The sequence below is a fragment of the Pyramidobacter piscolens W5455 genome (assembly GCF_000177335.1).
Lineage (GTDB): Bacteria > Synergistota > Synergistia > Synergistales > Dethiosulfovibrionaceae > Pyramidobacter > Pyramidobacter piscolens.
Map to the genome: position 1 here is coordinate 1 of NZ_ADFP01000069.1, position 23,778 is coordinate 23,778.

Consider the following 23,778-nt stretch of genomic DNA (forward strand, 5'->3'; position numbering starts at 1 on the left):
GGCCGCCACGAGAAAATGATATGTCCCCTCTTTAACTGGACAACCAGTAAGGAGGGGACATATCAAAAAACGTGGCGGCTTTTTATTTAAGATTTCTTCGGCAGATGGCGCCGCAACGCCTCGATCACGCGGCCGCTTTCGACGCGCTCGACGATTTTTCCGTCTTTGAAAATAACCATGCCCGAAGGCGAACCGGCGACGCCGAGCTGCGCGTGGCGGGCCTCGCGCGGGCCGTTCACTTCGCAGCCCATCACGGCCAGCGTATAGCCGTCGGGCAGTTTTTCCAATATCGGGGCGAGCTGAGGAACGACGGCGGCCACTTCCAGCTGACGGCGGCCGCAGGTCGGGCACGAGATCAGCCGTCCGCCGCGCTGGCGCAGATCCAGCGCCCGCAGGATGCTGTAGGCCGTCCGCACTTCGTCCGCGGGCGGCTGCGACAAGCTGACGCGCACCGTGTCGCCGATGCCCAGCGCCAAAAGCCGCGACAGGCCGCAGGCGCTTTTGACGATACCGTCCAATCCGCTGCCCGATTCGGTGATCCCCACATGGAACGGGAAATCGCCGTAGCGGCGCTGGAGAAGGACGTTGGCCCGCAGGGATTCTTCCAGATCGGTCGATTTGGCGGAAACGATGATGTCGTAAAATCTCAGCGACAGCAGCATTTCCATCTGCTCCCCGACCGCCAGCGCCAAAGCGGCGCCGCGATCGCCGCCGGCGCGCCGAAGCTGCGCGTCATTGACCGAGCCGCTGTTGGCGCCGATACGGATGACGACCCGGCGCTCCCGCGCCATGTCGACGACGGCCGCCAGGCGCTCGGGGCTGCCCATGTTGCCGGGATTGATGCGGATGGAAGGGCAGCCGGCCTCCATGGCCGCGACGGCGAGCGCCGGATCGAAGTGGATGTCCGCCATCAGCGGCAGCGGCGAAGAAGCGTTCAGGGCGCGCAGTCGGTCTTTCAGTTCCGGCTTGGGAAACGCGACGCGCACCAGTTCGCAGCCTTCGGATTGAAGTTCGGCAAGCTGTTTCAAACAACTTTCCGTGTCGTCGAGGCGCGTTTTCAGCATCGATTCGACTCGAATCGGCGCGCCGGCCCCCAGAGTCAGGGGACCAATCCGCACGGTTCTTTTCATGAGCGGCCTCCGCGCTAAAAGAGTTTCAAAACATCCTGCCAGGTCACGATGACGATCAGAGCGAACAGGATCATGAAACCGATGAAATGGATTTTCCCTTCCAGTTCGAGGGACATGTTTCTGCCCGTGATCATTTCGACCAGCACGAAGAGGATGTGCCCCCCGTCGAGGGCGGGAAACGGCAGCAAGTTGATGATCCCCAAGTTGAGACTGATCACCGCGAGGAACGACAGCAGCGAGAAAAAACCGGCGCTGGCGGCCTGCCCGGCCATGGCGGCAATGCCCACGGGCCCGGAGACGTCGACTCTCGCCGGGTGAACGAGCATTTCTTTCAGCCCCTGGAGCATCGCCAGAGACATACGGAAGGTCCACGCAAGCGAGCCGCGCAGGGCCCGGTTCAGCGGCAGCTTCCTGATCGCGGGCTGAATGCCGATCAGCGGCGGCTCGCCCGCCTTTTCAGCTTTGGTTCCCATCGTCAGCGTCAGCTGCCGGGAACCTCGCCGGACCGTCAGCTCGAGTTTCTCCCGAGCGGCGGCCTGGGAGCGGATCGCGCGGGTCATCTCTTCCCAATCGCGGACGCCGACGCCGCCGACCCGCTCGATCACGTCACCGCGCCGCAGCCCCGCCTCCGCCGCCGGGAAGCCGGGCATCAGCGCGCCGACTTCGCTGACGGAAAGGTCCATCACGCCGCGCGACATCAGCAGCACCGTCGCCAGCACCACGACCAGCAGGATATTGTTGAAGGCGCCGGCCGCCAAAACGATCAGGCGCTTCCAGGCGGGCTTTTCCTGAAAGCTCTCCCCGGGAAGGAGCGATTCGCCCTCGTTTTCCTCGCCCATGCCGGCCAGACGGACAAAACCGCCCACGGGGAACGCGCGCACCGACCACTTATTTTTGCGTCCCTGGCGCTGCCACAGCACGGGCCCCATGCCGAAGGAAAATTCGTGCACCTTGACGCCGCACCAGAGCGCGGTCAGGTAATGGCCGAACTCGTGCACGATCACGCAGATCAGGATGATGAAAAGGAACGATATGACGCTCAAAATCATTTAACTCCAAACCTTCTTCCTGCCCCAGGACCTTTCATTCGCCAATTCGAGGGCGTGGCCCCGGCAGCGTTCGTAAAGCGCGACGCGCGAGGAAATGTCTTCCGCGGGCCCGCCGCTATAGCCGTCCACGACGGCGGACACAATTTTTGCGATGTCGGCGAAGCCGATCTTCCTTTCGAGAAACATCCGCACGGCCGCTTCGTCGGCGGCGATCAGAACGACGGGATAGGGCTCGCCCCGGCCGGCCGCCTCGATCGCCGTATAAAGCCCGGGGAAACGCTCTTTCTGCGGCCTTTCGAAATGAAGATCCAGGCCGTCCAGTTCGACCGGCTCGATCTTCTTCATCCGCTGCGGCAGACGCACCGGCCACGAGAGGGCCGTCAGCGCCGCGAGACGCATATCGGGAGAACTGAGGAGCATTTTCGTTGCCCCGTCGACGAAAGAAACCAGCGCGTGGACCTTCGAACCGGGATGGATCACGGGCAGGATTTTTTCTCCCGGGATCCCGAAAAGATCGTGTGCCTCGAGAAGCTCGATGCCCTTGTTGATCATCGTGGCGCTGTCGACGCTGATCTTTCGCCCCATGGGCCAGACGGGATGCGACGCCGCCTGCTCGGGCGTAACCGCGTCGAGCTGTTCCAGCGGCGTGCGCAGGAAAGGGCCGCCCGAAGCCGTCAGAACCAACCGTTCCACATGATCGTAATTTTCGCCGGCAAGACACTGCCAGAGCGCGTTGTGCTCGCTGTCGAGCGGACGGATCTGACCGCCGCGCACGGCGGCGGTCAGGCGCTCGCCCATGATCAGCGCCGATTCCTTGTTGGCCAGGCTGATTTCCTTGCCCAGTTCCATCGCGCGCGCCAGCGCCTTTACCGCGGCGACGCCGGACGAGGCGAAAACGATATGTTCCACTTCGTCGGACTCGACCAGACGAAGCAGCGCTTCCTCGCCTTTCCAGAGCGCCACATCCTTGGGCAAATCATAGCGCGTCTTTTGCAACACGACAATCCGCGGCGCAAACTCCCGACAAAGCGACGGCAGCGCTTCTCTTCCCGTCTCCGCGGCCAGCGCCGTCACCTGAAAGAACTCGGGATAGGAACGGCACACGTCAAGCGCCGAAGAGCCCACGCTGCCGGTGCAGCCGATCACGGCCACCTTTTTTTTCGTGTTTTTCGACATTCTTCAACTCTTAGAGCAGGAAAGCCCACCAGATCATCCACGCGCACAGCGTGTTGACGAGAACGCTGTCGAAGCGGTCGAGGAATCCGCCATGACCGGGGAAAATATGCCCGCTGTCCTTGACGTCGTTCTCGCGCTTGATCAGAGATTCCACCAGATCGCCCAGCTGACCGGCGCTGCCGCAGGCTGCGCCGACCAGGATAAACGCCATCGGGCTGAACTTGAAAAACAGTGCACAGAGCGCGCCGCAAAGCGTGCTGGCGACAAAGCCGCCAATAAACCCTTCGAGACTCTTGTGAGGGCTGATATGAGGACAGACGCGCACCGTTCCCCAGCGCGAGCCGACGAGATAGGCCATGACGTCGCACGACCAGGTGCAGAGAAAGATGGAGAGGACCGTCGCCCAACCAACGGGATCGGGCAGAGCCCGAAAACGAATCATACAGTACCACGGGATGACCGCGTACACCAAGCCCGTGATCACAGGGCCGACGCTGGCGATGGAATGACTGCCGGCAGTCAGCTGGCGACGCGCCAGTTCCATAAAATAGACGGCGAAACAGCACAAGCCGAAAATCGCCATCAAACCGGTCTGCGACACTTGTTCGGAAGAAAAAAGCACCACTACCGCGGCCACCAGGCCGACGAAGCGGTCCGCTTTCGGCAGGCTGGGCGACATGCGGTAAAACTCCCAGAGAGACCCCAAAGCCACAAACGCGGCATAGACATGCCACCACCAGCCGCCGAGATAAAGCAATCCCAGCATCACCGCGACCAAGGCCGTGCCGGTAGCGGCGCGAACGGCCAGCGTATGCTCAAAACTCTTCGACTCGTCCATAGCGGCGTTCCCTTCCGGCATAGGACTGCAATGCCTTTTTCAGTTCCGCGGCGCCGAAATCGGGCCAGAGCGTGTCCGTAAAATAATATTCGCTGTACGAGCCCTGCCACAGCCAGAAATTGCTGATGCGGAGCTCCCCGCTGGTGCGGATGATCAGATCCGGATCGGGAACGTCGGGAAGATAAAGATGTTTTCTCAGGTCTTCTTCGCTGGAGATCGTTTCGCCGTTGGACTGAGCGTCGGCAATGGCGTCCAGGATCTCCTGCCGTCCGCCGTAATTGAAACAGACGACCAGCGTCATGCGGCCGCATCGAGCCGTCTCCGTCTCGCTCCAGTCGATGATCCGCAAAACTTCATCGGGAACGCCACGGCGCGCCCCGCAAAAACGGACCCTGACGCCGTTTTTCACGAGTTCGGGAACCTTTCGGCGCGCGTAATACCGAAGCAGCGCCATCAAGCCCATCACTTCGAGCTGAGGTCGATTCCAATTTTCCGTTGAAAAAGCGTAAACCGACAGGAAGCCAATGCCCATCTCGCCGGCCGCCCGCACCGTCCGCTCCAAAGCGGCGATCCCGGCGCGGTGCCCCAACAGGCGGGGCAGGCCACGTTTGTTGGCCCAGCGGCCGTTGCCGTCCATGATCAGGGCGACGTGTTTCGGTAAGTTCGCGCAACTTTCCATGCTTTATCCTCTCAGGCTTTCATAGCGCTGACGTATCTCTTGAATATCGCGCCACGTCAAATCCTTGGGGCCGCCGCGCTCACGGCTCTGGTTCCGCAGAAGGTAGCTGGGATGGAACATCGGCATCAGCGCCGCGCCGCGCCACGTGAACCAGCGCCCGCGCATTTTGGTGATCCCCTCCGTGCCGTGCAGAAACCACTTCAGAGGCGTGTTCCCCAGACAGACGATGATTTGCGGCTGAAGCAGGGCGATCTGAGCTTCCAGCCAGCGCTGGCAGCTCAAGACCTCTTCGATTTCGGGAACGCGGTTGTTGGGCGGACGGCACTTGACGATGTTGGTGATGTACACGTCGTCGCGGCTGAATTTGGCCGCCTCGAGGATGCGGGTCAGCAACTGCCCGGCCGGCCCGACGAAGGGACGTCCCGAATTGTCTTCCACCTCGCCGGGACCTTCGCCGACGAACATGATGCGCGAGGTCAGGCTGCCTTCGCCGACCACGACGTTCTTTCTGGAGCGGCAGAGCCCGCACTGTTCGCATCTGTTCGCCGCGTCCCGCAACAATTGGTAAAGCGCCGTGCGCTCTTGCGGGGAGCGCTGCGCTTGAGAGATCATTTCAGTCATTGAAGGTTACCTCTGCTATGGTTACGTCGACTCTCGCAATTTCCATTCCCGTCAGTTGTTCGACGGCAACCCGGACGCGCAGCGCCGCCTGAGCGGTCAGCTCCTTGAAGTTGAGAGCGCCGGTTTTCACCGCCAGGGAAAGAGAAATTACCAGACGGTCGTTTTCTTCTTTCACTTTCGGCTCCTTGACGGAGACCACCTGTACGGTGCCGCGGGCCACGTGCTCGGCGATCTGTTCGACGACGGCGGATTCGATCTTGAGCGCCCCGTAGTAGCTGAACGGGGGACGCACAATGGTCTTTTCCGCCTCGTCCCGACTCGAGAAAAGATTTTTCAGACGGCCCACCAGCCGTCCCGTATAGTTTTTCTGGATCTGCGTCTGAGCGACGGGAATGACGTGACGCTTGTTCTGTTTCCGCTCGTAAAGCGCCTTTTCGATCTCGTCGCCGGAGGCGACTTGATCGATGCGCACGTATTCCGAAGGCAGCGGCAGTCCCAGCACCTCGCAGATCTCGTCGCTCATGCCCTGCGATGTGGCGAGAATCATAATGCGACTTCCCGGGTGGCGCGCCAGGCAGCGCCGCACCTCATCGCGGTGTTCCGGAAAATGGAACATGGCGCGCCGAATGGCCCGCACCATGTTGGGTTCCGTTTTGGCGCTTTTTCCGGCCAGAATCCGCCCGCGGGAAATCAGCAGTCCGTCGTCGATGATGATGTCGACGCTGCGTTTCGACGCGACCATCTGCGAGCGCATGCTTTTTCCCGTTCCCGCCGGCCCGTAGAAGGCCAAAACTTCATATTTCCCCGGAAGGAGGTCAGAAACCGTCTTCGTCTTCACGATCGCTCCCCCCTCCTGGAAGGATAAACGCTCTAAAGCGAGCTTTCGTCTTCTTCCGCGACAGAAACTTTGGCGCCCAGTCCCTGAAGGGCGCGATCGAAATTTTCGTATCCTCTCAGGATATGGTGAAGACCGTAAACGCGGGTCTCGCCCTCGGCCGCCAGCCCGGCCAGCACCAAGGCGGCGCCGGCGCGAAGATCGGTTCCCTGCACGCTGGCGCCGTACAGAGCGGGCACGCCGTTGATGACCGCCGTGTTGCCCTGGATCTCGATCGCCGCGCCCATTTTGCGAAGTTCCGCCACGTGCTGGAAACGGGATTCGAAGATGCTTTCCTTGATCACGCTCGTGCCTTTGGCAAGGCACAACGCGGCCATCAGCTGCGGCTGCACGTCGGTGGGAAAACCGGGATAGGGCATGGTCTTGACGGACAGCTTCTTGAGCCTGCCGCGCGAGGGATAAACGGTGACGCTGTTTTCCTGACATTCATAAGACACGTCGGCTTCTTCCAGTTTGGCCAGAAGCGAATCGAAATGCTGCGGCTGCACGTCGGTCACGGTCACTTCGCCGTTCGTGATCACGCCGGCCAGGAGGTACGTGCACGAAGCGATGCGGTCGGGGATGATCTGGACGCGGCCGGAAAACAACCCGGCTCGTCCGTTGACCTGGATCACGCCGGCATTGTCCTTTTTATAACAGACCTCGGCGCCCATCGCCTGAAGCGCCTGAACCAGATTCGTGATCTCCGGCTCGCGGGCGGCGTTCTCGATCGTCGTCTCGCCGTCCGCCAGCGCTGCCGCCATGACAAGGTTCTCCGTCGCGCCCACCGAAGGGAAATCCAGATATATTCTACAGCCGCGCAGTTTCCTGGCGCTGGCATAGACGGCCCCGTGGCTGAGTTCGATCGAAGCGCCCATTTTCGCCAGCCCCTTGAGATGCAGATCGATCGGCCGGGCGCCGATCGCACAGCCTCCCGGCAAAGGCATAACCGCTCTCCCCGTCTGGGCAAGCAGCGGTCCCAAAAGGATCGAAGAAGCGCGCATCTTTTGTACCAGCGACGCGGGCATTTCGCAGAGCAGATCGCCCCGACGGGTCACCGTGGCCGCGCCATCCTCGAACTGTACGTCCATTCCCAGCGCGCGCAAAAGGGCGACCAGCGTCTCAGTATCGCGCAGAAGCGGCACATTGGTGCATGTCAGTTTTTCACCGTCGCCGAGCAGAAGAGCCGCCGCCATCACCGGCAGCGCGGCGTTCTTGGATCCCTGAGTACGAACTTTCCCCTTGAGAGCCGCTCCGCCGGAAATCTTCAAAAACTGAGCATTACTCATAACTCCCACTCCTAAGGCACGTTTTATGATAACCAAGATACAAATACTTTTACATTATACAACAACTACAAGAAAGCCGTCATCCTCAATCAAGGACGACGGCTTTCCCCCTATAGGCGCAGAAGCAGATAGGCGCAGGACAAACTGACGATCTGCAGGAAGCTCAGGGCCATCAGCACCCCGAACGGCGACAGACCTTTATCCAGCAGACGATGATGAATATGACTCCGGTCAGGATAAAAAGGCGATTTTCCCGCGGCAACGCGACGCACGATCGCCGCCAGAGTGTCGATCACGGGCACGCCGCCGACGAAAAGCAGCACCGCGCAGAGCTTGTAAATGCCGAGATCCATCGGCAGCAGCCAAAGCATCGCCACGGCCGCGGTAAAGTAGCCCAGCAGGTAGACGCCGCCGTCCCCCAAGAAAGTCCTCGCCCTGGGAAAATTCCAGAAAAAGACCCCCGCGATCATGGCGATAACCGGCACGACCTCGGTCGAAGCGCTCATCCAGCCGATAAAACTCAGACTGAGGAACGCCATGGAAAGAGCCAAGCCGTTGATGCCGTCGATAAAGTTGTAAGCGTTCGTCACGCCGGCGACCCAGAACAACAGGACGCCCATATGCAGCGCATCCTGTTGTCCCACCATGAGCAACGACACGGCGGCGGCAAAGAAATGCACGACCAGCCGTCCGAACGGGGACAAAGAAAGCATGTCGTCCAGGTAGCCGGCAAAAAAAACGATCGTCGCGCCGGTCACGATGATCCTCAGTTCGAACGAGACCCGGGCAAAAAGCAACGCCCACATCAGCAAGCCGCTCCACAAAACAAGCCCGGCGCCGCGCGGCACCGGGGCACGATGGATCTTGCGCTGATCCGGATAATCCATCATGCCGTAACGCTCCGCCAGCATGATGGCGATGGGGGTCATCCCGCCGCCCCACAACAGAAAGATCAGAAAAAGCCAGAAAGGCTTCATCAACGAGTTCCGAAAATACGGTCTCCTGCGTCGCCAAGGCCGGGAACGATATAACCGTGCTCGTTCAGATGACTGTCAAGAGACGCGACGAAGATGTTCACGTCGGGATGCCGCTCGTGCACGACCGAAACGCCCTCGGGCGCGGCGATCAGACAGACCAGAGAGATTTTTTTGCCGCCGCGCTTTTTGATCAGGCTGATGGCTTCCGCCGAGGAGCCGCCGGTCGCCAGCATCGGATCGAGCAGGAAAATGTCGCGCTCCTCGATATCGCCCGGGAGCTTGCAGTAATACTCCACCGGCTGAAGCGTCTCCGGATTGCGGTAAAGGCCGATATGCCCGACCTTCGCGTTGGGGATCAGATTCAGCACGCCCTCCATCATGCCCAGCCCGGCGCGCAGGATCGGCACGATCGCCAGTTTCTTGCCCGCCAGCGCATAGGCTTTGGTGCGCGTAATCGGAGTTTCCACGTCGATCATCTTCAGGGGCAGATCGCGGGTGATCTCGTAGACCATCAGCGAAGCGATCTCCGCCACCGTCTCGCGGAACGTTTTCACCGGGGTGTTCTTGTCGCGGATAATGCTCAACTTATGCTGCACGAGCGGATGGTCGAAAACCACCACCTGGCCGGCCTCGTTCATAAAGGCCCGATTTGTGCTGCGTTCGTAGGCGCAGATCTTCTGCGTGCGGCGCACATGGCGTCCGCCGTCGAATTCGGTCGCCAGCCAGGTATCGACGATTTCCATCGCCGTCGGCTCATCGATGACGCGCGCCCCCAGGGTCAGAACGTTGGCGTTGTTGTGACGACGACTCAGGGCCGCCACCTCTTTATTCCAGCAATCCGCCGCGTAAACTCCCGAGACTTTGTTGGCGGCGATCTCCATGCCCAGTCCCGTACCGCAGACCAGAATGCCGCGGTCGGCGTCGCCGTGAGCCACGCTGCGCCCCACCTGCAGAGCGATATCGGTATAGTCGCAGGAAACCTCCGCCGTGTCGGTGCCGAAATCCTGGACTTCCCAACCATCGCGGCCGGTCAGATGGGCCAAGATTTTCTGCTTCAGATCATATCCCGCGTGATCGGAACCAATAAGAATTTTCACGATAAAATTTCCCCCTCAAAAGAAGTTGACTCGCCGACCTTCAAGCATTTATACAGAACAACGCTATTTTGCCACACTTGCATAAAAAAAGCGAGGTCATCCACGAAAAGTGAATGCCTCGCTTTCGGAACCGGCAGTTTTCAGCCAATAACGACGAGAACGTCGCCGCTGTTCACGGCCGAGCCTTCGCTCACACGAATCTCAAGCACCTTGCCGTCGCGGCCGGCGGGGATTTCGTTTTCCATCTTCATGGCCTCGAGGATCAGAAGGTTGTCATTGGCCGACACGGTGTCGCCCACCTTGGCAAGAACGCGCAGGACTTTGCCGGGCATAGGCGCCGTCACTTCCGTGCTGCCCGCCGGAGCGGCAGCGGCCGGCGCCGCCACCGGAGCGGGGGCAGCCTGGGGCGCAGGAGCCGGAACAGGAGCGGCAACGGGCGCCGCCGCAACGGGCGCTGCCTGAGGCGCCGCGACAGCAGCGGCGCCAGCAAGAGGCTCAACGTTTACGTCATAGGACTTGCCATTCACGGTAATCTTATACATCGACATTATGAGTATCCTCCTCAGTTGTTTTTCGATGAGATGATATTTTTCGGATTTCAGGCGCACTGACCTGAACCGTCAGTCACTTAATTCCAGCGGTCACAGAGAGCTCCCTGGAGCGCTTCGATGCGTCCGCAGGCGATCCATGCCGTTTCGTCGCGGCCGATCAAATGCACCCCGGCCGGAACGATCGACCTGATGGACATCGTGGTCCCCGTCTGCGCCGCGATCGCCGCCGCGATAACGGCCACGAGTTCGTCGTCCGAGGCCGCTCCGGCGCGAGCGGGAACAGAGCCTGCAGCGACTTGCGCAGGCGCGGAAACAGCCGCCGGGGCTTTTCCATTGCCGGCGACCTTGGAAACGACGCGCATGGCAAAGATAACCAACGTCAGTCCCGCCAAAACAAGGAAAACGACGCTGAAGGCGATCAGGGAAAGAGCCGTAGCACCGCCCATTCCTTCAAAGGACGCTGCTAATGTTTTTACTGCTCCGGTAGCGGGCATCGCTCTTCCTCCTCACTAGTTGGGCATGACGCCGTGCTTCTTGCGGGGCAGGGCCTGACGTTTTGTGCGATGAGCCTTCAACGCCTGGATGACTTCGTAGCGAGTTTCTTCGGGGAGGATGACCTTGTCGACGTAGCCGCGGCTGGCCGCCTGATACGGCGTCGCGAAGGCGTCTTCGTACTCGCTGATGAGCTCGGCGCGCTCAGCCTGAGGATCCTTGGCCGCTTCGATCTCCTTGCGGAAGATGATATTGGCCGCACCGGCCGCTCCCATGACGGCGATCTGCGACTGCGGCCAGGCAAGGACAGAATCGGCCCCCAGCGCCTTGGAGCACATACCGATGTAAGCGCCGCCGTAAGCTTTGCGCATTACCACCGTGATCAGGGGCACGGTCGCCTCGCTGTAAGCGTACAGCATCTTGGCGCCGTGGCGGATGATGCCGCCCCACTCCTGCGCCTTGCCGGGCAGGTAGCCGGGGACGTCGACGAACGTCACGATCGGAAGGTTAAAGGCGTCGCAGTGACGGATAAAACGGCTCGCCTTGTCGGAGCAGTCGATATCGAGACATCCCGCCATCACGCTGGCCTGATTGGCGACAATGCCAACCGGCAAACCGTCGAAGCTGGCATAGCCGATCACAATGTTCTTGGCCCACATCGCCTGAACCTCGACGAACTTGCCGTCATCAACCACCGCCTTGATCACGCTGTGCACATCGTATCCCTTGTTGGAGTCGGTGGGCACCATGGTGCGCAGGGCCATCTCCGCGCGGGAGACAGGGTCGCTCGTCGCCACGCGGGGCGCGTCGCCCATGTTGTTGCTGGGCAAGTAGCTCAGCACGTCACGAACCTGCTGGAAACATTCCTGCTCCGAAGCCGCAAAGAAATGCGCGTTGCCAGACCGGCTGTTATGAGTTTTGGCGCCGCCCAACTCCTCGCTGGAAATCTCTTCGCCGGTCACCGTCTTGATGACGGCGGGGCCCGTGATATGCATGATGCTGATCTTGTCAACCATAAAGATGTAGTCCGTCAGAGCGGGACTGTACACCGCGCCGCCGGCCGTCGGACCGACGATGACCGACATCTGCGGGATGATGCCGCTGGAAATGGTATTGCGGTAAAAGATTCCACCGTAGCCGTCCAAAGCGTCAACGGCTTCCTGAATGCGGGCTCCGCCGCTGTCGTTGATGCCGACGATCGGACAGCCGTTGCGAAGGGCAAGGTCCATGACTTTGCAGATCTTGGCGGCATGCATCTGTCCCAGAGAACCGCCGAGGACCGTAAAGTCCTGGCTGAAAACGTAAACGATGCGCCCGCCGACCGTGCCGTAGCCGGTAACGACGCCGTCGCCTAAATATTTTTTGTTCTCCATGCCGAAATTCGTGCAGCGATGTTCCACAAATTCGTCAAGCTCGACAAACGATCCTTCATCCATGAGGAGATCGATTCTCTCACGAGCCGTGAGACTGCCCTTGGCCTTGTGCTTGGCAACGGCCTTCTCGCCGCCGCCGGCCGCCGCCTTGGCGCGCTTGTCGAGAAGTACATTGCAAAGCTCATCGATGGTTTTTACCGCCATACTGGTACCTCCTTGAAAAATATGAACTGCCGTTAACGCCGTTTATCTTTAAACGCTCATCAGACGTCAATCCGCGAGGCGCTTGACAAGAATGGACTTCGCCCTTTGGCTTCACCGAAAAAACAATAACCATACTCTATCAGTAATTCGGGCAAAGTCAATCACGAATCGCCTCTCGTTTTACCGCGCGCACGGGGACTGCGGAGGAAAGCGAAACCGCCTACAAATAATAACAGAGAATAACGAAAAAAGCTCTTATTCTTCTTGCTGAATTCTTAAAAAAACGAGAGAAGCGCGTCCGACAGAATTTTAAACATATCGAAAGCCAAGGAGCGCTCCGAAAAACATCAGCAGTCCGCCGACGAGACAGAACCACAAGACCGAGCGAAGGTAAAGCAGCATTGTGCCGCTCCCGGGGTAACGGCCCGTCTGAATGCCGCGGATCAGCTTTACAAGGAAAAAAGTCGCCGCAAAGAAAACAAGGCCCAACAAGGCCTGAAAATTCAGGGCCGGAAGTCCCATGATGATCTTTTTTTCCACGTTGTCCCTCCTGGGCGCGAAGATACGACGATAATATCACAATCCAATATTCCCATGGCAAGGAATTGACGCTGATACTGAATTTCAATGAAACAGCACCATTGAAACTCAGTGTCAATGATCGCGCCGACAACAAAAAAGACAGGCAGAAAATTTATCTTTCCGCCTGTCTTTTTTGTTGTCGCCGCGCCGCCGGCGCCATGAAAAGGCACGAAGCCTTTTTAACGAAACCGATATCAATCCTGAAAATGAATCTGTTTCAATATGTCCACCGCCACCTGAAGCGCCCGCTTGCCATCCGAAATTCCGACCAGAGGCTGGCGCCCCTCGCGCACGCAGGTCATAAAATGTTGAAGTTCCTGTTTGAGCGGCTCCCCTTTCGGCAGCAGAGGGTGTTCGATCACCTCGATCAAACTCCCGGCGGCCGACGTCTGCGGCGCGTGATGAACCATTACGTCCTGAGTTTCAAAGTTCACGGAATAGTACTTGTCGCGGCACATGACATCCATCTGGCGCAGACGGCGTTCCGCCACCCGGCTTACCTGAATGTCCGCGATCGCCCCCGACCTGAAAGCGATCTGAGCGACGGCAAGGTCCTCGTGATTCGTGCGAATCTTGCGTCCCATCGCGTTGATCGCCGCAATTTCGGACTTCACGAGCGAAAGCACGATATCGATGTCGTGAATCATCAGATCGAGCACGACCCCCACATCGCCGATCCGTGACGAAAAGGGGCCCTGGCGACGCGACTGAATGCAGAGCGGATCGTTTTTGATCTCGCCGTCAAGATAACGAATCGCGCTGTTGAACCGCTCCACGTGCCCCACCTGGAGAACGATGCCGTTGTCCCGGGCGATATCCAAAAGCGCCGAAGCCTGCTCCACGGTGCTCGTTACCGGTTTCTCGATCAACAGGTGGATTCCCTGCCGGGCCAGACGGCCGGCCACGTCAAAATGAGCAACGGTCGGGACGACAACGCTGATCGCTTCGGGTCTCTGTTCGCTGACGAAACGTTCCACGTCGGTATAGGCCGGCACGCCATACTGCGCGCCAATCTCCTCTGCGGCTGAAAGAGAGCTGTCAACGACGCCGACCAGCTTTGCTCCCATCAGTTCTTTGTATATGCGCGCGTGGATACGGCCAAGATGCCCTACCCCGATGACGCCAACTCTGATACTCCCCACATGATTCACCCCGTTTTATATGTTACACCGCTCTCTTTATCTTATCACGTACACTCCGACTTTTGTGGCCTTTCAGTCTGTATCGTAAGAAGCATTCGCGGGTCGCTTTCCCGGGTGGAACGCCTGTGGGAGTAGAACAGTTCGGTCTGGCAGCACGTGCACTGGGATTCGAGGAAGATATGTTCGTCAGGAACGCGCTGTTCCCGCAACTGCTCGGCGATCTGTCTTTTCAGGTCGATCAACGCGTAATCGCCCGCCACGCGGACGGCCCGCGCGACAAAAACTTTCAGGGCCTCCGCGGTGGAAGGATCTTCCCGGCGGCGACTGTAACACGTTCCAGAAATACACGGCCCCACCCACGCATAAAGGTCCTGCGGAGCGGCGCTGCCAAATCTTTCGCGGGCCAGCGCCATTCCCGAAGCGCAGATATTTTTCAAAGTCCCCTTGAAACCGGAATGCAGCGCCAGAATCCAGGGAGCTTCCCCAAGCGAGAGAATCACGACCGGCGCGCAGTCACCATAGCGCAGGCCGCAGGTCGCGTCTCCAGGCGCGATCAGCAGACCGTCGGCCTGATCTTTCTCAGGATAAAGGAGCGCCCGATCTGCGGAAATCACGCGCGCGCCGTGGACCTGGCTGAGCAAGACGAACGGAGCACGCGCCGCCAGGCGTTCGATCTCTTCCTGCGCGCTGACGCCTTTCAAAGAGATCCGCACATGAAAGGGCGCCTGCGGGGGCAGCGGATAATCGTAAAAACCGTGATGCGACGCGATCGTAAAAGATTTACAGCCATCCATCGTCCTTTATCCGCCTCCTGACCGTGCCGATGAAGTACAGACTTCCGCAAAGAATCACGGGATTGCCCAGCGCCATGGCGTTTTTCAGAGCCGTCCGCGGATCTTTCACCGCCAGCGGTTCGCGTTTCCACGGGAAAGCGGCCGCCGTCCGCGCCAGAATCTCGGCGTTCTCGCAACGCGGCGCACCTTCAAGCTCCACGCAGAACAGCCGCGCCTGCGGAAACGCCCGGGCATACAGTGCCAGCGAGGCGGCGTAATCCTTATCGGCCATTGACGTGTAGACAAAGCTGAGCGGCCGGTCGCCGTAAAGCGCTTTCAGCGACCGGATCAATGCGGCCGTGCCATGGGGATTGTGGGCGCCGTCCAGAATCACGTCAGGATTACGGTGCATGACTTCCATACGTCCCGGCCAGGAAACTTCCGCCAGTCCCTTTTCCATCGCCGCGGCGTCACACGGCAGTTTATCGGAGATTATTTCCAGGGCACGCAGCGCCAGCGAGGCGTTTTCGGGCTGATGCAGCCCCGCGAGTCGGACGAAGCAGCGCCGCGTCCCCCGCGGGCTCGCATAGATAAAGCGATTCCCGTCCAAAGAGGTTTGAACGCCGGCAATCCGACAGTGCTCGGAAAAGATCTCGCCGACCGCGCTCACTTCCGCACAACGGCGGCGGAACTGTTCGTTCAGCGCCGCCTCGCCGCCGCAGTACAGGGCTCTTCCGCCCGGCTTGACGATGCCGAACTTCTCCGCGGCGATCTCGCTCAGACTGTTGCCGAGCAAATGCATGTGATCCATCCCCAGCGGCGTGATAACGCTCAGCAGAGGCCGGCGCAGCATGTTCGTGGCGTCGAGCCGTCCGCCCAGCCCCGTTTCGATCACCGCGGCATCGACCTTCTCCCGCTCGATCAGCCAGAAAGCGGCCGCCGTCAGCGCCTGAAAATATCCCAGACGGACCTCCGGCAGCTTTTTCAAAACCACGCTGATCCGCTCCAGAGCGTCCAGCCATTTCTCGCCGCCCAACATCTGCCCGTCGATCAGGAGCCGCTCGCCCAAACACGTCAGATGCGGGCTCGTGTACAGGGCCGTTTTGTATCCTGCGGCGCGCAGCATGGAATCGAGGCAGGCGGCCGTGGAGCCTTTGCCGTTCGTTCCGGCGATATGAATGGCAGGAAATCTCGACGGATCTCCAAGTTCCTCAAAAACTTTCTCTACAAAAACAAGCCCCGAAAGCGACTCGGGGCTTGTCAGGGAGTTCAGGCGCTTTTCGACAGCATCCCAGCACTCGAAACGATCCATTTTAATCGCTTATTCCTCGGACAAGCTGGCAATGTTTTCGAGAATGCGAACGCGGCGGCTCTTCGACTCGTCGGCGCGCTGGCGTTCCGTCTCGACGACGTCCTCCGGAGCTTTGGCCACAAAGCTTTCGCTCGAGAGTTTCTTCTCACTGCGGGCCAGATTGGCCTCGACCTGCTTCAGTTCCTTTTGCAGGCGCTCGACCTCCGCTTTCGGATCGAGCAGATCGCCTACCGGCAGGAACACCTGCCCGGCCCTGACGATGGAGCTCAGCGCCAAATGCGGTTTGGGCGCGTCGGCAGCGACGACTTCGACGGCGTCGACCTTGGCGGAGAGTTTGATCAGGTCGAGATTGGCTTCGAGCACCGGCTCAAAGTCTTTGCCGGGACCGCGCAGCACAACGCGCCGCATGTTCTGGCTGGGCGGCAGTCCCGCTTCGGCGCGCAGGTTGCGGATGGAGCGGATAAATTCCTGAAGCTCGTCCATCTCCGCGACCGACGCCCGATCCTCCGCGTAAGCGGCGGCCTCGGGCCAGGCTTCGAGCTCCATCGGCTTTTCGCCGAAAGCGAATGCGTGCCACAGTTCCTCGGTCACAAAGGGCGTGAAAGGATGCAGCAGACGCAGCACATCTCTGAAAACGCACAGCAGCACGCGCTTCGTCGTTTTCTGGCGCTCGGGGCCTTCGTCGCCGTACAGAGCCGGCTTGGAAAGCTCGATGTACCAATCGCAGAAATCGCCCCACATAAACTCGTAAAGCTCGCGGGCGGCTTCGCCGATGAAGTATCCGTCGATATCCTTCGTCACGACGTCGTCAAGACGGCGCAGTCGTTCGAGGATCCACCGGTCATGAAGGCGCATGCGCTTGGGATCGGGCTGTCCTTCATGATCCTCGTCGCCGAGATTCATCAGCGCAAAACGGCTGGCGTTCCAGATCTTGTTGATAAAGCGCTTATAACTTTCGATCTTCGCAGGGCCGAGCAGGATGTCGCGCCCCTGTACCGTCAGAGCCGCGACCGTAAAGCGCAGGGCGTCGGCGCCGTACAGATTGATCATGTCGATGGGGTCGATGCCGTTGCCCAAAGACTTGCTCATCTTGCGTCCCTTTTCGTCGCGCACCAGAGCATGGATGAAAATGTCACGGAAGGGCACCTCATCCATAAACTCCAGCCCCATCATGATCATTCGCGACACCCAGAAGAAAATAATGTCGAATCCCGTGACCATGACCGACGTGGGATAGAAATATCTCAGTTCCTCGGTATCTTCAGGCCAGCCCATTGTCGAAAACGGCCACAGCGCGCTGCTGAACCAGGTGTCCAGAACGTCCTCATCCTGTTTCAGTTTTCGAGAACCGCACTTGGGGCAGCAGTCGGGATCGTGTTCGGCAACTACGATATGACCGCAGTCCTCGCAGGTCCAGGCGGGAATGCGATGTCCCCACCACAGCTGACGGGAAATGCACCAGTCGCGCACGCCATCCATCCACTGATAATACGTTTTGTCCCACTGCGAAGGGATCCAGTGCATGTGGCCGGCCTTCGATTCCGCGACGCCGCGTTCGGCCAGCGGAGCCACCTTGACGAACCACTGTTCTGACAGGTAAGGCTCCACGGTCGTGCCGCAACGATAGCAATGGCCGACCTGATGCGGCAGTTCTTCGATTTTTTCGAGCGCGCCCTCGTTCTGCATGATCTCTACGCTTTTGACGCGCGCCTCGGCCACGGACATGCCTTCCATTTCTTTGGCGGCTTCGGTCATGTTGATCATATGGCCGTCCTCGTCGATCACCTGAATCGGTTCGAGATCATGCGTACGCCCGACCTGAAAGTCGTTGGGATCGTGCGCCGGCGTGATTTTCACGAAGCCGGTCCCGAAAGCGGGATCGACCATGCGATCGGCGATGACGGGAATCGCCCGTCCGCCGGTCATCTTGCCGTCGACACGCCGTCCGCCCGTCATCGGCACGATCACCTCGCGGCCAACCGCATAGGCGTGCGCTTCGTCGCCGGGATGCACCGCCACCGCTACGTCGGCGATGATCGTTTCCGGACGCGTCGTGGCGATCATGATGTACTCGTCGCTGTCCTTGAAATAATAACGGACATAGTACATGTGCCCCATCTCTTCGGAATGCTCCACCTCGATGTCGGAGAGCGCCGTATGGCAGCGCGGGCACCAGTTGACAATGTATTTCCCTTTGTAGATCAAACCTTTTTCATAGAGGCGGCAAAACACCGTACGAACGGCTTTGGAAAGCCCTTCGTCCATCGTGAAGCGCTCGCGCTTCCAGTCGCAGGAATCGCCCAGGCTTTTCATCTGATTGACGATGCGGTCGCGATATTCCTCTTTCCATTCCCAAGTCCTTTTCACAAAGGCCTCGCGCCCCAAAGCGCGCCGCGACGTGCCCTCTTTGGCGAGACGACGCTCCACCACGTTCTGTGTGGCAATGCCGGCGTGATCCGTCCCGGGCAGCCAGAGCACGCTGTATCCGCGCGCTCTCTTGTAACGCGCCAGAATATCTTGAAACGTATGGTCGTAGGCGTGCCCCATGTGCAGCGCTCCGGTAACGTTCGGCGGCGGCAGCACGATCGAGAAAGCTTTCTTTTCTGGATCGATCTTTGCGTCAAAAAGATTTTGATCCAGCCACCACTGATACCATTTTTCCTCAAGAGGCGCGGGGTCGTATGTTTTCGACAGCTCTGTATTGCGCGAGGCCATTTATTTTTCCTCCCTAGTCAAAGTTGAACTTATTTCAGCGCAGTGGTCAGATACAGATCGATCTGCGCTTTCAGAGCTTCAATCGTCGCGGGCTCGTCGACTGAACAGGCCAAAGGCAGATTCCACGAATAAAGGCCCGTTTCGACATACTTCATGATCACGCTCTTACGTTTCGTTTTTGCAATCTTGTCGGCTTTGGTGAAAACGACCTGCATCGGCACGTCCAAAGCCTTGAGCCATTCCTGAAGTTCACGGTCCTTATCCAGCAGGCCGTGCCTGATATCCACCAGATGAACCACCAGGGCCAGAGTTCCCCGGCGTTCGATATAGCCCTCGACCAGCGAAGCCCAGCCTTTGCGTTCGTCCTTGCTGCGGGACGCGTAGCCAAATCCCGGCAGATCGACGAGCGTAAAGGGATGAGGCGCCTGAACGTCGAAGAAATTGACGCTGCGGGTCATTCCCGGCTCCGAACTGACGCGAGCCAGTTTTTGTCCGGCCAGTTTGTTCAGCAGCGAAGATTTGCCGACGTTGGAACGCCCCGCCAGGGCGACTTCAGGCAGGCTCCCTGCGGGAAACTGCTGGATTCTATAGGCGGTACAGCGCAACAACGCCTTCCAGGTGATCATCGTCCGCCCTCCAGCACCTTTTCGAAGACTTGCGCCGCCTGAGAGACGAAAACATAATGAACGTCCTGTTTGATCCAGGGTTCCATGTCTTCCGCGTCGGCCCGGTTCGCTTCCGGTACGAACAGATTATAAATGCCGTAGCGTTTGGCCGCCAGTGTTTTTTCGCGCAGTCCGCCGATCGGCAGCACGTCGCCGCGCAAGGAAATTTCCCCGGTCATGGCGTAGCCGGGACGATATTTTGCGCCGCTCAACGCGGAGAAAAGAGCGATCGCCATGGTGATGCCGGCGGACGGGCCGTCCTTTGGGATGGCGCCTTCGGGGACGTGAAGATGCAGCCCCGTCGCCCCCCATTTCGGCTCGGCCTGTTTCGTCAGCTTACGCCAATGAGACTTGAGGAATCCCAGCGCGGTCATCGCCGATTCCTGCATGACCTTGCCAAGATTGCCGGTCAGCTGCAGTTCTCCCTTGCCGGGCATCTTCACGGCTTCGATGATCAGGACGTCGCCGCCGGCAGCCGTCCAGGCCAGTCCGACGGAAAGCCCCGTCTGCGGCTCTTTGGGAATTCTCACGTCCGGGCGGTGAGGCGCGCCCAGATACCCCGCCAGATCTTTGACTCCAATGCTGACTTTTCGCGAAGCTTCGCCCCGTTCTTCCCGTTCCAAAGCCGAGCGGGCGATCTTGCGGAACAGCGTGGACAGGCGACGGTCGAGCTCGCGCACGCCGGATTCGTGAGAATAATCGGCAATGACGGCTTTCAGCGCCGCCGACGAAAGGACAGCGTCTTTCTTCGTCAGGCCGCTTTCCCTGTAGATGCGAGGCAGCAGATGGCCTTTGGCGATGTGATACTTTTCTTCGGGCAGATAACTGGAAAGCTCGATCACGTCCATACGATCCAGCAGCGGCGCCGGAATCGTATGGGAGACGTTGGCCGTCGTGATGAAAAGGACGTCGCTCAAATCGACGGGCACTTCAAGATAGTGGTCGGTAAAATGGGAATTCTGTTCCGGATCGAGAACTTCAAGCAGAGCGCTGGCAGGATCGCCGCGAAAGTCCGAACCGATCTTGTCCACTTCGTCAAGCAGCATGACGGGATTGTTGCAGCCGGCTTCTTTCAATTTCTGCACGATGCGTCCGGGCAAAGCGCCGATGTAGGTGCGACGATGTCCGCGAATCTCGGCCTCGTCGCGCATTCCGCCCAGAGAAAAACTGACGAAACGGCGCCCCAACGCCTGGGCAACCGACTTTCCCAACGACGTCTTGCCGACGCCGGGCGGTCCGACCAGGCACAAAATCTGCGCCCGCGAGGACTTGCCGGCCAATTTCCGTACGGCCAGATATTCAAGGAGACGGTCTTTAACGCGTTTCAGGCCGTAATGATTGGCGTCGAGGACTTTTTTCGCCGCGCCGATGTCAAGCTGCTCTTCCGATTTTCTCAGCCATGGCACGTCAAGCAGCCATTCCACATAGTTTCGAATGACGGTCGACTCCGGCGACATGGACGGCGTTTTCGCCATGCGTTTCAGCTCGCTCTCGACCTTCGAACGAACGGAGTCGGGCAGTTCGCTCTTCGCCGCCCGGTCGCGCAGGTCCTGGGCTTCCGGAGAATCGTCGATCTTCAGCTCTTCCTGAATGGCTTTCAGCTGTTCGCGCAGGAAATACTCCCGCTGATTCTGGTCGATCTCCTTTTGAACTTTGGTATGGATTTCTCGCCCCAGCTTCAGCATTTCCGTCTCCGAAATCAAATATTTCAGAAGCAGCTCGAGGCGGCTGTCCACTCGAAAGCATTCAAGCAACGACTGCTTGCGCTGGACGTCAAGAGTCATGTGCGCCGCGATCATGTCGGCCGCCAGCCCGGGATCCTTGATGGCGCTGACCGGCTGAATCAGCTCCGCCGGCAGACGGGGATGGTAGGTCACGTAGCTCTCAAACTCACGGAGCACTTCCTGGCGCAGGGCTTCCAAACGGTCGTTATCCACGTAGCCGCTCGGCACAGAGACAAGATCAGCCGTCAGCATGGAGTCCTGCAGCACATAGGCGCGGCAGCGTTTGCGCTCTTTGCCTTCGAGCAGCAGCTTCATCGTACCGTCGGGCATGCGGATCATCTGCAGCATCTCGCACACGGTGCCGACATCGTATACATCCGCGGGGCCCGGATTTTCTTCTTCGGGATTCTTTTGAGCTGCCACAAAGATGTAACGTTTCTCCGCAGTGGCCGCAATTTCTATGGCCTTCAAGGTCGAAGAACGTCCGACGAAAATCGGCACAAGAACTCCGGGGAAAATGACGGTGTCACGGGCAGGCAGCACGTACAACATTCGTTAAGACTCCTCCGCTTTCATGTCTTCAATGTATTCGGGCTGCCCCGTTCCCGCTACATATTCCGGAGTGATAACGATTTTCTTGATCTGCCCTTTGGTGTTGGACGAGGGGACTTCGTACATCAGATTAAGCATCAGATTTTCCATGATCGCGCGCAGTCCGCGAGCGCCCGTCCCTTTACTGGCCGCCTTTTCGGCGATCGCGCGGATGGCCTCCGGCTGATAGTCCAGTTCGACGTTCTCCATTTCGAAATTTTTCTGGTATTGCCTCACCAGGGAATTTTTCGGTTCGGTCAAAACGCGCACCAGCGCGTCCGCGTCAAGACTTTGAAGAGGTACGAGCAACGGCAGACGCCCGACCAGTTCGGGGATAAAGCCAAAAGAAACGAGGTCTTCGGGTTCCACCTGCCGCAGCAGGTCGTAGCGATCGGCGGCGGTACCGTTGCGAATGTCGCTGTCGAAGCCGATGACTTTCTTGTTGACGCGGCGGCCGACAATATTTTCAAGCCCGTCGAAAGCGCCGCCGCAAATGAAGAGAATATTGGCTGTGTTGACCTGAATGAATTCCTGCTGAGGATGTTTGCGCCCTCCTTTGGGAGGGATATTGGAGACCGTCCCTTCGAGGATCTTCAAAAGCGCCTGCTGTACCCCTTCGCCGGAAACGTCGCGGGTGATGGACGTAGATTCCGATTTGCGGGCGATCTTGTCGATTTCGTCGATGTAAACGATGCCGCGTTCAGCGGCGGCTACGTCATAATCAGCCGCCTGGACGAGCCTTACCAGCACGTTCTCGACGTCTTCGCCCACATATCCGGCTTCCGTCAACGTCGTGGCGTCCGAAATTGCAAAGGGGACGTTGAGTTTTTTCGCCAAACTCTGGGCCAGGAGCGTCTTGCCGCTTCCCGTCGGCCCCAGCAGGAGCAGATTGCTCTTTTGCAGTTCCACTTCGCCGCCGCTGAAACCGGTGACGATCCGTTTGTAGTGATTGTAAACGGCGACGGAAATCGCCTTTTTGGCGTAATCCTGACCGATCACATACTCATCAAGATATTCTTTGATCTCTTTCGGGCGCGGGGGATTTTTCAGCGCCGTCATCATCTTGTCATCGTGCTGCCCGGCATCGTTAAAAGCCTCGTCAAGGTCCGCCGTATTTCTCAGATAGGAATTGCAGATTTTTATGCATTCGCTGCAAATGTTGATTCCTTCCGGACCGGAAATCAGAGTGATCCCGTCTTCAGCGCTTCTGCCACAGAATGAACAGCGCGGATTCTTGCGATTTTTCTCATCGATGCGTGCCATGGCAGCCATCCCTTCCGACATCAGCCTGTTTCATCATAAATAACAAGAGAGAGAGGAGCGGGAATTTCACAGTCATTCCGTTCTATCGCTTGTCGATCACTTTGTCCACAATTCCATAGGCAAGAGCTTCCTGCGCCGTCATGTAAAAATCGCGATCAGTGTCGCCCTTGACTTTTCTCATGCTTTGTCCCGTATGTTTCACAAGAATATTGTTCAGCGTTTCCTTGGTTTTGATGATTTCGCGGGCCTGGATTTCAATGTCGCTGGCTTGTCCCTGCGCGCCGCCGAGAGGCTGATGGATCATGATGCGGGAATTCGGAAGAGCGATGCGCTTGCCGGCAGAGCCCGCCGAAAGCAGCACCGCGGCCATGCTGGCTGCCATACCGACGACAATGGTGGACACGTCGCATTTCACGAACTGCATGGTATCGTAAATCGCCAGCCCCGCCGAAACCGAACCTCCGGGGGAATTGATATAGATGCTGATGTCGCGCTCCGGGCTTTCGCTTTCCAGAAACAACAGCTGAGCCACCACCGCGTTGGCTACGTCGTCGTTGATCTCGTCGCCAAGAAAAACGATGCGGTCCTTCAGCAGCCGCGAATAAATGTCGTAAGAGCGCTCTCCGCGGCCGGTCTGTTCAATTACAAAAGGAATATACAT

Annotated in this window: 22 protein-coding genes; all 22 read right to left on the reverse strand. The window is 58.8% G+C overall.

Annotated elements, in window-relative coordinates; all coding sequences use genetic code 11:
- Positions 1-86: 86 nt before the first annotated feature.
- Positions 87-1,130, reverse strand: a complete 1,044-nt coding sequence (gene ispG, locus HMPREF7215_RS06040; RefSeq protein ID WP_009164838.1) for a (E)-4-hydroxy-3-methylbut-2-enyl-diphosphate synthase — start codon at positions 1,128-1,130, stop codon at positions 87-89.
- Between the two features lie 14 nt (positions 1,131-1,144).
- A complete protein-coding gene (locus tag HMPREF7215_RS06045) occupies positions 1,145-2,179 on the reverse strand; it encodes a M50 family metallopeptidase (protein ID WP_009164839.1) in 1,035 nt (344 codons plus the stop codon).
- Entirely contained in the window at positions 2,180-3,355 is a 1,176-nt protein-coding gene (locus HMPREF7215_RS06050) for a 1-deoxy-D-xylulose-5-phosphate reductoisomerase (RefSeq protein WP_009164840.1), read from the reverse strand.
- A 10-nt stretch (positions 3,356-3,365) separates the two neighbouring features.
- Positions 3,366-4,193 (reverse strand): phosphatidate cytidylyltransferase, encoded by an 828-nt coding sequence (locus HMPREF7215_RS06055; RefSeq protein WP_009164841.1) that lies wholly within the window; start codon positions 4,191-4,193, stop codon positions 3,366-3,368.
- On the reverse strand, positions 4,171-4,872 hold the full coding sequence (gene uppS / locus HMPREF7215_RS06060; protein ID WP_009164842.1) for a polyprenyl diphosphate synthase: 702 nt from the start codon (positions 4,870-4,872) through the stop codon (positions 4,171-4,173). Before uppS ends, HMPREF7215_RS06055 begins: the two co-directional genes overlap by 23 nt.
- A gap of 3 nt (positions 4,873-4,875) precedes the next feature.
- Positions 4,876-5,493 (reverse strand): uracil-DNA glycosylase, encoded by a 618-nt coding sequence (locus HMPREF7215_RS06065; protein ID WP_009164843.1) that lies wholly within the window; start codon positions 5,491-5,493, stop codon positions 4,876-4,878.
- A complete protein-coding gene (locus HMPREF7215_RS06070; protein ID WP_009164844.1) occupies positions 5,486-6,331 on the reverse strand; it encodes an Asp23/Gls24 family envelope stress response protein in 846 nt (281 codons plus the stop codon). Before HMPREF7215_RS06070 ends, HMPREF7215_RS06065 begins: the two co-directional genes overlap by 8 nt.
- A gap of 32 nt (positions 6,332-6,363) precedes the next feature.
- Positions 6,364-7,656 carry a UDP-N-acetylglucosamine 1-carboxyvinyltransferase gene (gene murA, locus HMPREF7215_RS06075; protein WP_009164845.1) on the reverse strand — a complete coding sequence of 431 codons (1,293 nt, stop codon included), beginning with the start codon at positions 7,654-7,656 and terminating at the stop codon, positions 6,364-6,366.
- A 110-nt stretch (positions 7,657-7,766) separates the two neighbouring features.
- The gene (locus HMPREF7215_RS06080; RefSeq protein ID WP_009164846.1) at positions 7,767-8,633 is read right to left on the reverse strand and encodes a glycosyltransferase family 4 protein; all 867 of its coding nucleotides are present in this window, start codon (positions 8,631-8,633) and stop codon (positions 7,767-7,769) included.
- Positions 8,633-9,730, reverse strand: coding sequence for a uracil phosphoribosyltransferase (gene upp, locus HMPREF7215_RS06085; protein ID WP_009164847.1), 1,098 nt, complete (start codon positions 9,728-9,730; stop codon positions 8,633-8,635). The genes HMPREF7215_RS06080 and upp overlap by 1 nt, the downstream gene beginning before the upstream one ends.
- Positions 9,731-9,870: 140 nt before the next feature.
- The gene (locus HMPREF7215_RS06090) at positions 9,871-10,281 is read right to left on the reverse strand and encodes a biotin/lipoyl-containing protein (protein ID WP_232205533.1); all 411 of its coding nucleotides are present in this window, start codon (positions 10,279-10,281) and stop codon (positions 9,871-9,873) included.
- A 77-nt stretch (positions 10,282-10,358) separates the two neighbouring features.
- Complete coding sequence (locus HMPREF7215_RS06095) at positions 10,359-10,775, reverse strand: OadG family transporter subunit (protein WP_009164849.1); 417 nt, start codon at positions 10,773-10,775, stop codon at positions 10,359-10,361.
- A gap of 15 nt (positions 10,776-10,790) precedes the next feature.
- Entirely contained in the window at positions 10,791-12,350 is a 1,560-nt protein-coding gene (locus tag HMPREF7215_RS06100) for an acyl-CoA carboxylase subunit beta (RefSeq protein ID WP_009164850.1), read from the reverse strand.
- Positions 12,351-12,659: 309 nt separating this feature from the next.
- Complete coding sequence (locus tag HMPREF7215_RS06105) at positions 12,660-12,890, reverse strand: hypothetical protein (protein ID WP_009164851.1); 231 nt, start codon at positions 12,888-12,890, stop codon at positions 12,660-12,662.
- 236 nt (positions 12,891-13,126) lie between these two features.
- The gene (locus HMPREF7215_RS06110) at positions 13,127-14,074 is read right to left on the reverse strand and encodes a Gfo/Idh/MocA family protein (protein WP_040550694.1); all 948 of its coding nucleotides are present in this window, start codon (positions 14,072-14,074) and stop codon (positions 13,127-13,129) included.
- A gap of 44 nt (positions 14,075-14,118) precedes the next feature.
- Positions 14,119-14,868 carry a purine nucleoside phosphorylase YfiH/LACC1 family protein gene (locus HMPREF7215_RS06115; protein WP_009164853.1) on the reverse strand — a complete coding sequence of 250 codons (750 nt, stop codon included), beginning with the start codon at positions 14,866-14,868 and terminating at the stop codon, positions 14,119-14,121.
- Positions 14,855-16,159, reverse strand: a complete 1,305-nt coding sequence (locus HMPREF7215_RS06120; RefSeq protein WP_009164854.1) for a bifunctional folylpolyglutamate synthase/dihydrofolate synthase — start codon at positions 16,157-16,159, stop codon at positions 14,855-14,857. Before HMPREF7215_RS06120 ends, HMPREF7215_RS06115 begins: the two co-directional genes overlap by 14 nt.
- A gap of 9 nt (positions 16,160-16,168) precedes the next feature.
- Positions 16,169-18,874, reverse strand: a complete 2,706-nt coding sequence (locus HMPREF7215_RS06125; RefSeq protein ID WP_009164855.1) for a valine--tRNA ligase — start codon at positions 18,872-18,874, stop codon at positions 16,169-16,171.
- Between the two features lie 29 nt (positions 18,875-18,903).
- On the reverse strand, positions 18,904-19,500 hold the full coding sequence (gene yihA, locus HMPREF7215_RS06130; protein WP_009164856.1) for a ribosome biogenesis GTP-binding protein YihA/YsxC: 597 nt from the start codon (positions 19,498-19,500) through the stop codon (positions 18,904-18,906).
- Positions 19,497-21,815 carry an endopeptidase La gene (gene lon, locus HMPREF7215_RS13185; RefSeq protein WP_009164857.1) on the reverse strand — a complete coding sequence of 773 codons (2,319 nt, stop codon included), beginning with the start codon at positions 21,813-21,815 and terminating at the stop codon, positions 19,497-19,499. Before lon ends, yihA begins: the two co-directional genes overlap by 4 nt.
- 3 nt (positions 21,816-21,818) lie before the next feature.
- The gene (gene clpX / locus HMPREF7215_RS13190; protein WP_009164858.1) at positions 21,819-23,117 is read right to left on the reverse strand and encodes an ATP-dependent Clp protease ATP-binding subunit ClpX; all 1,299 of its coding nucleotides are present in this window, start codon (positions 23,115-23,117) and stop codon (positions 21,819-21,821) included.
- 82 nt (positions 23,118-23,199) lie between these two features.
- The gene (clpP, locus tag HMPREF7215_RS06145; RefSeq protein ID WP_009164859.1) at positions 23,200-23,778 is read right to left on the reverse strand and encodes an ATP-dependent Clp endopeptidase proteolytic subunit ClpP; all 579 of its coding nucleotides are present in this window, start codon (positions 23,776-23,778) and stop codon (positions 23,200-23,202) included.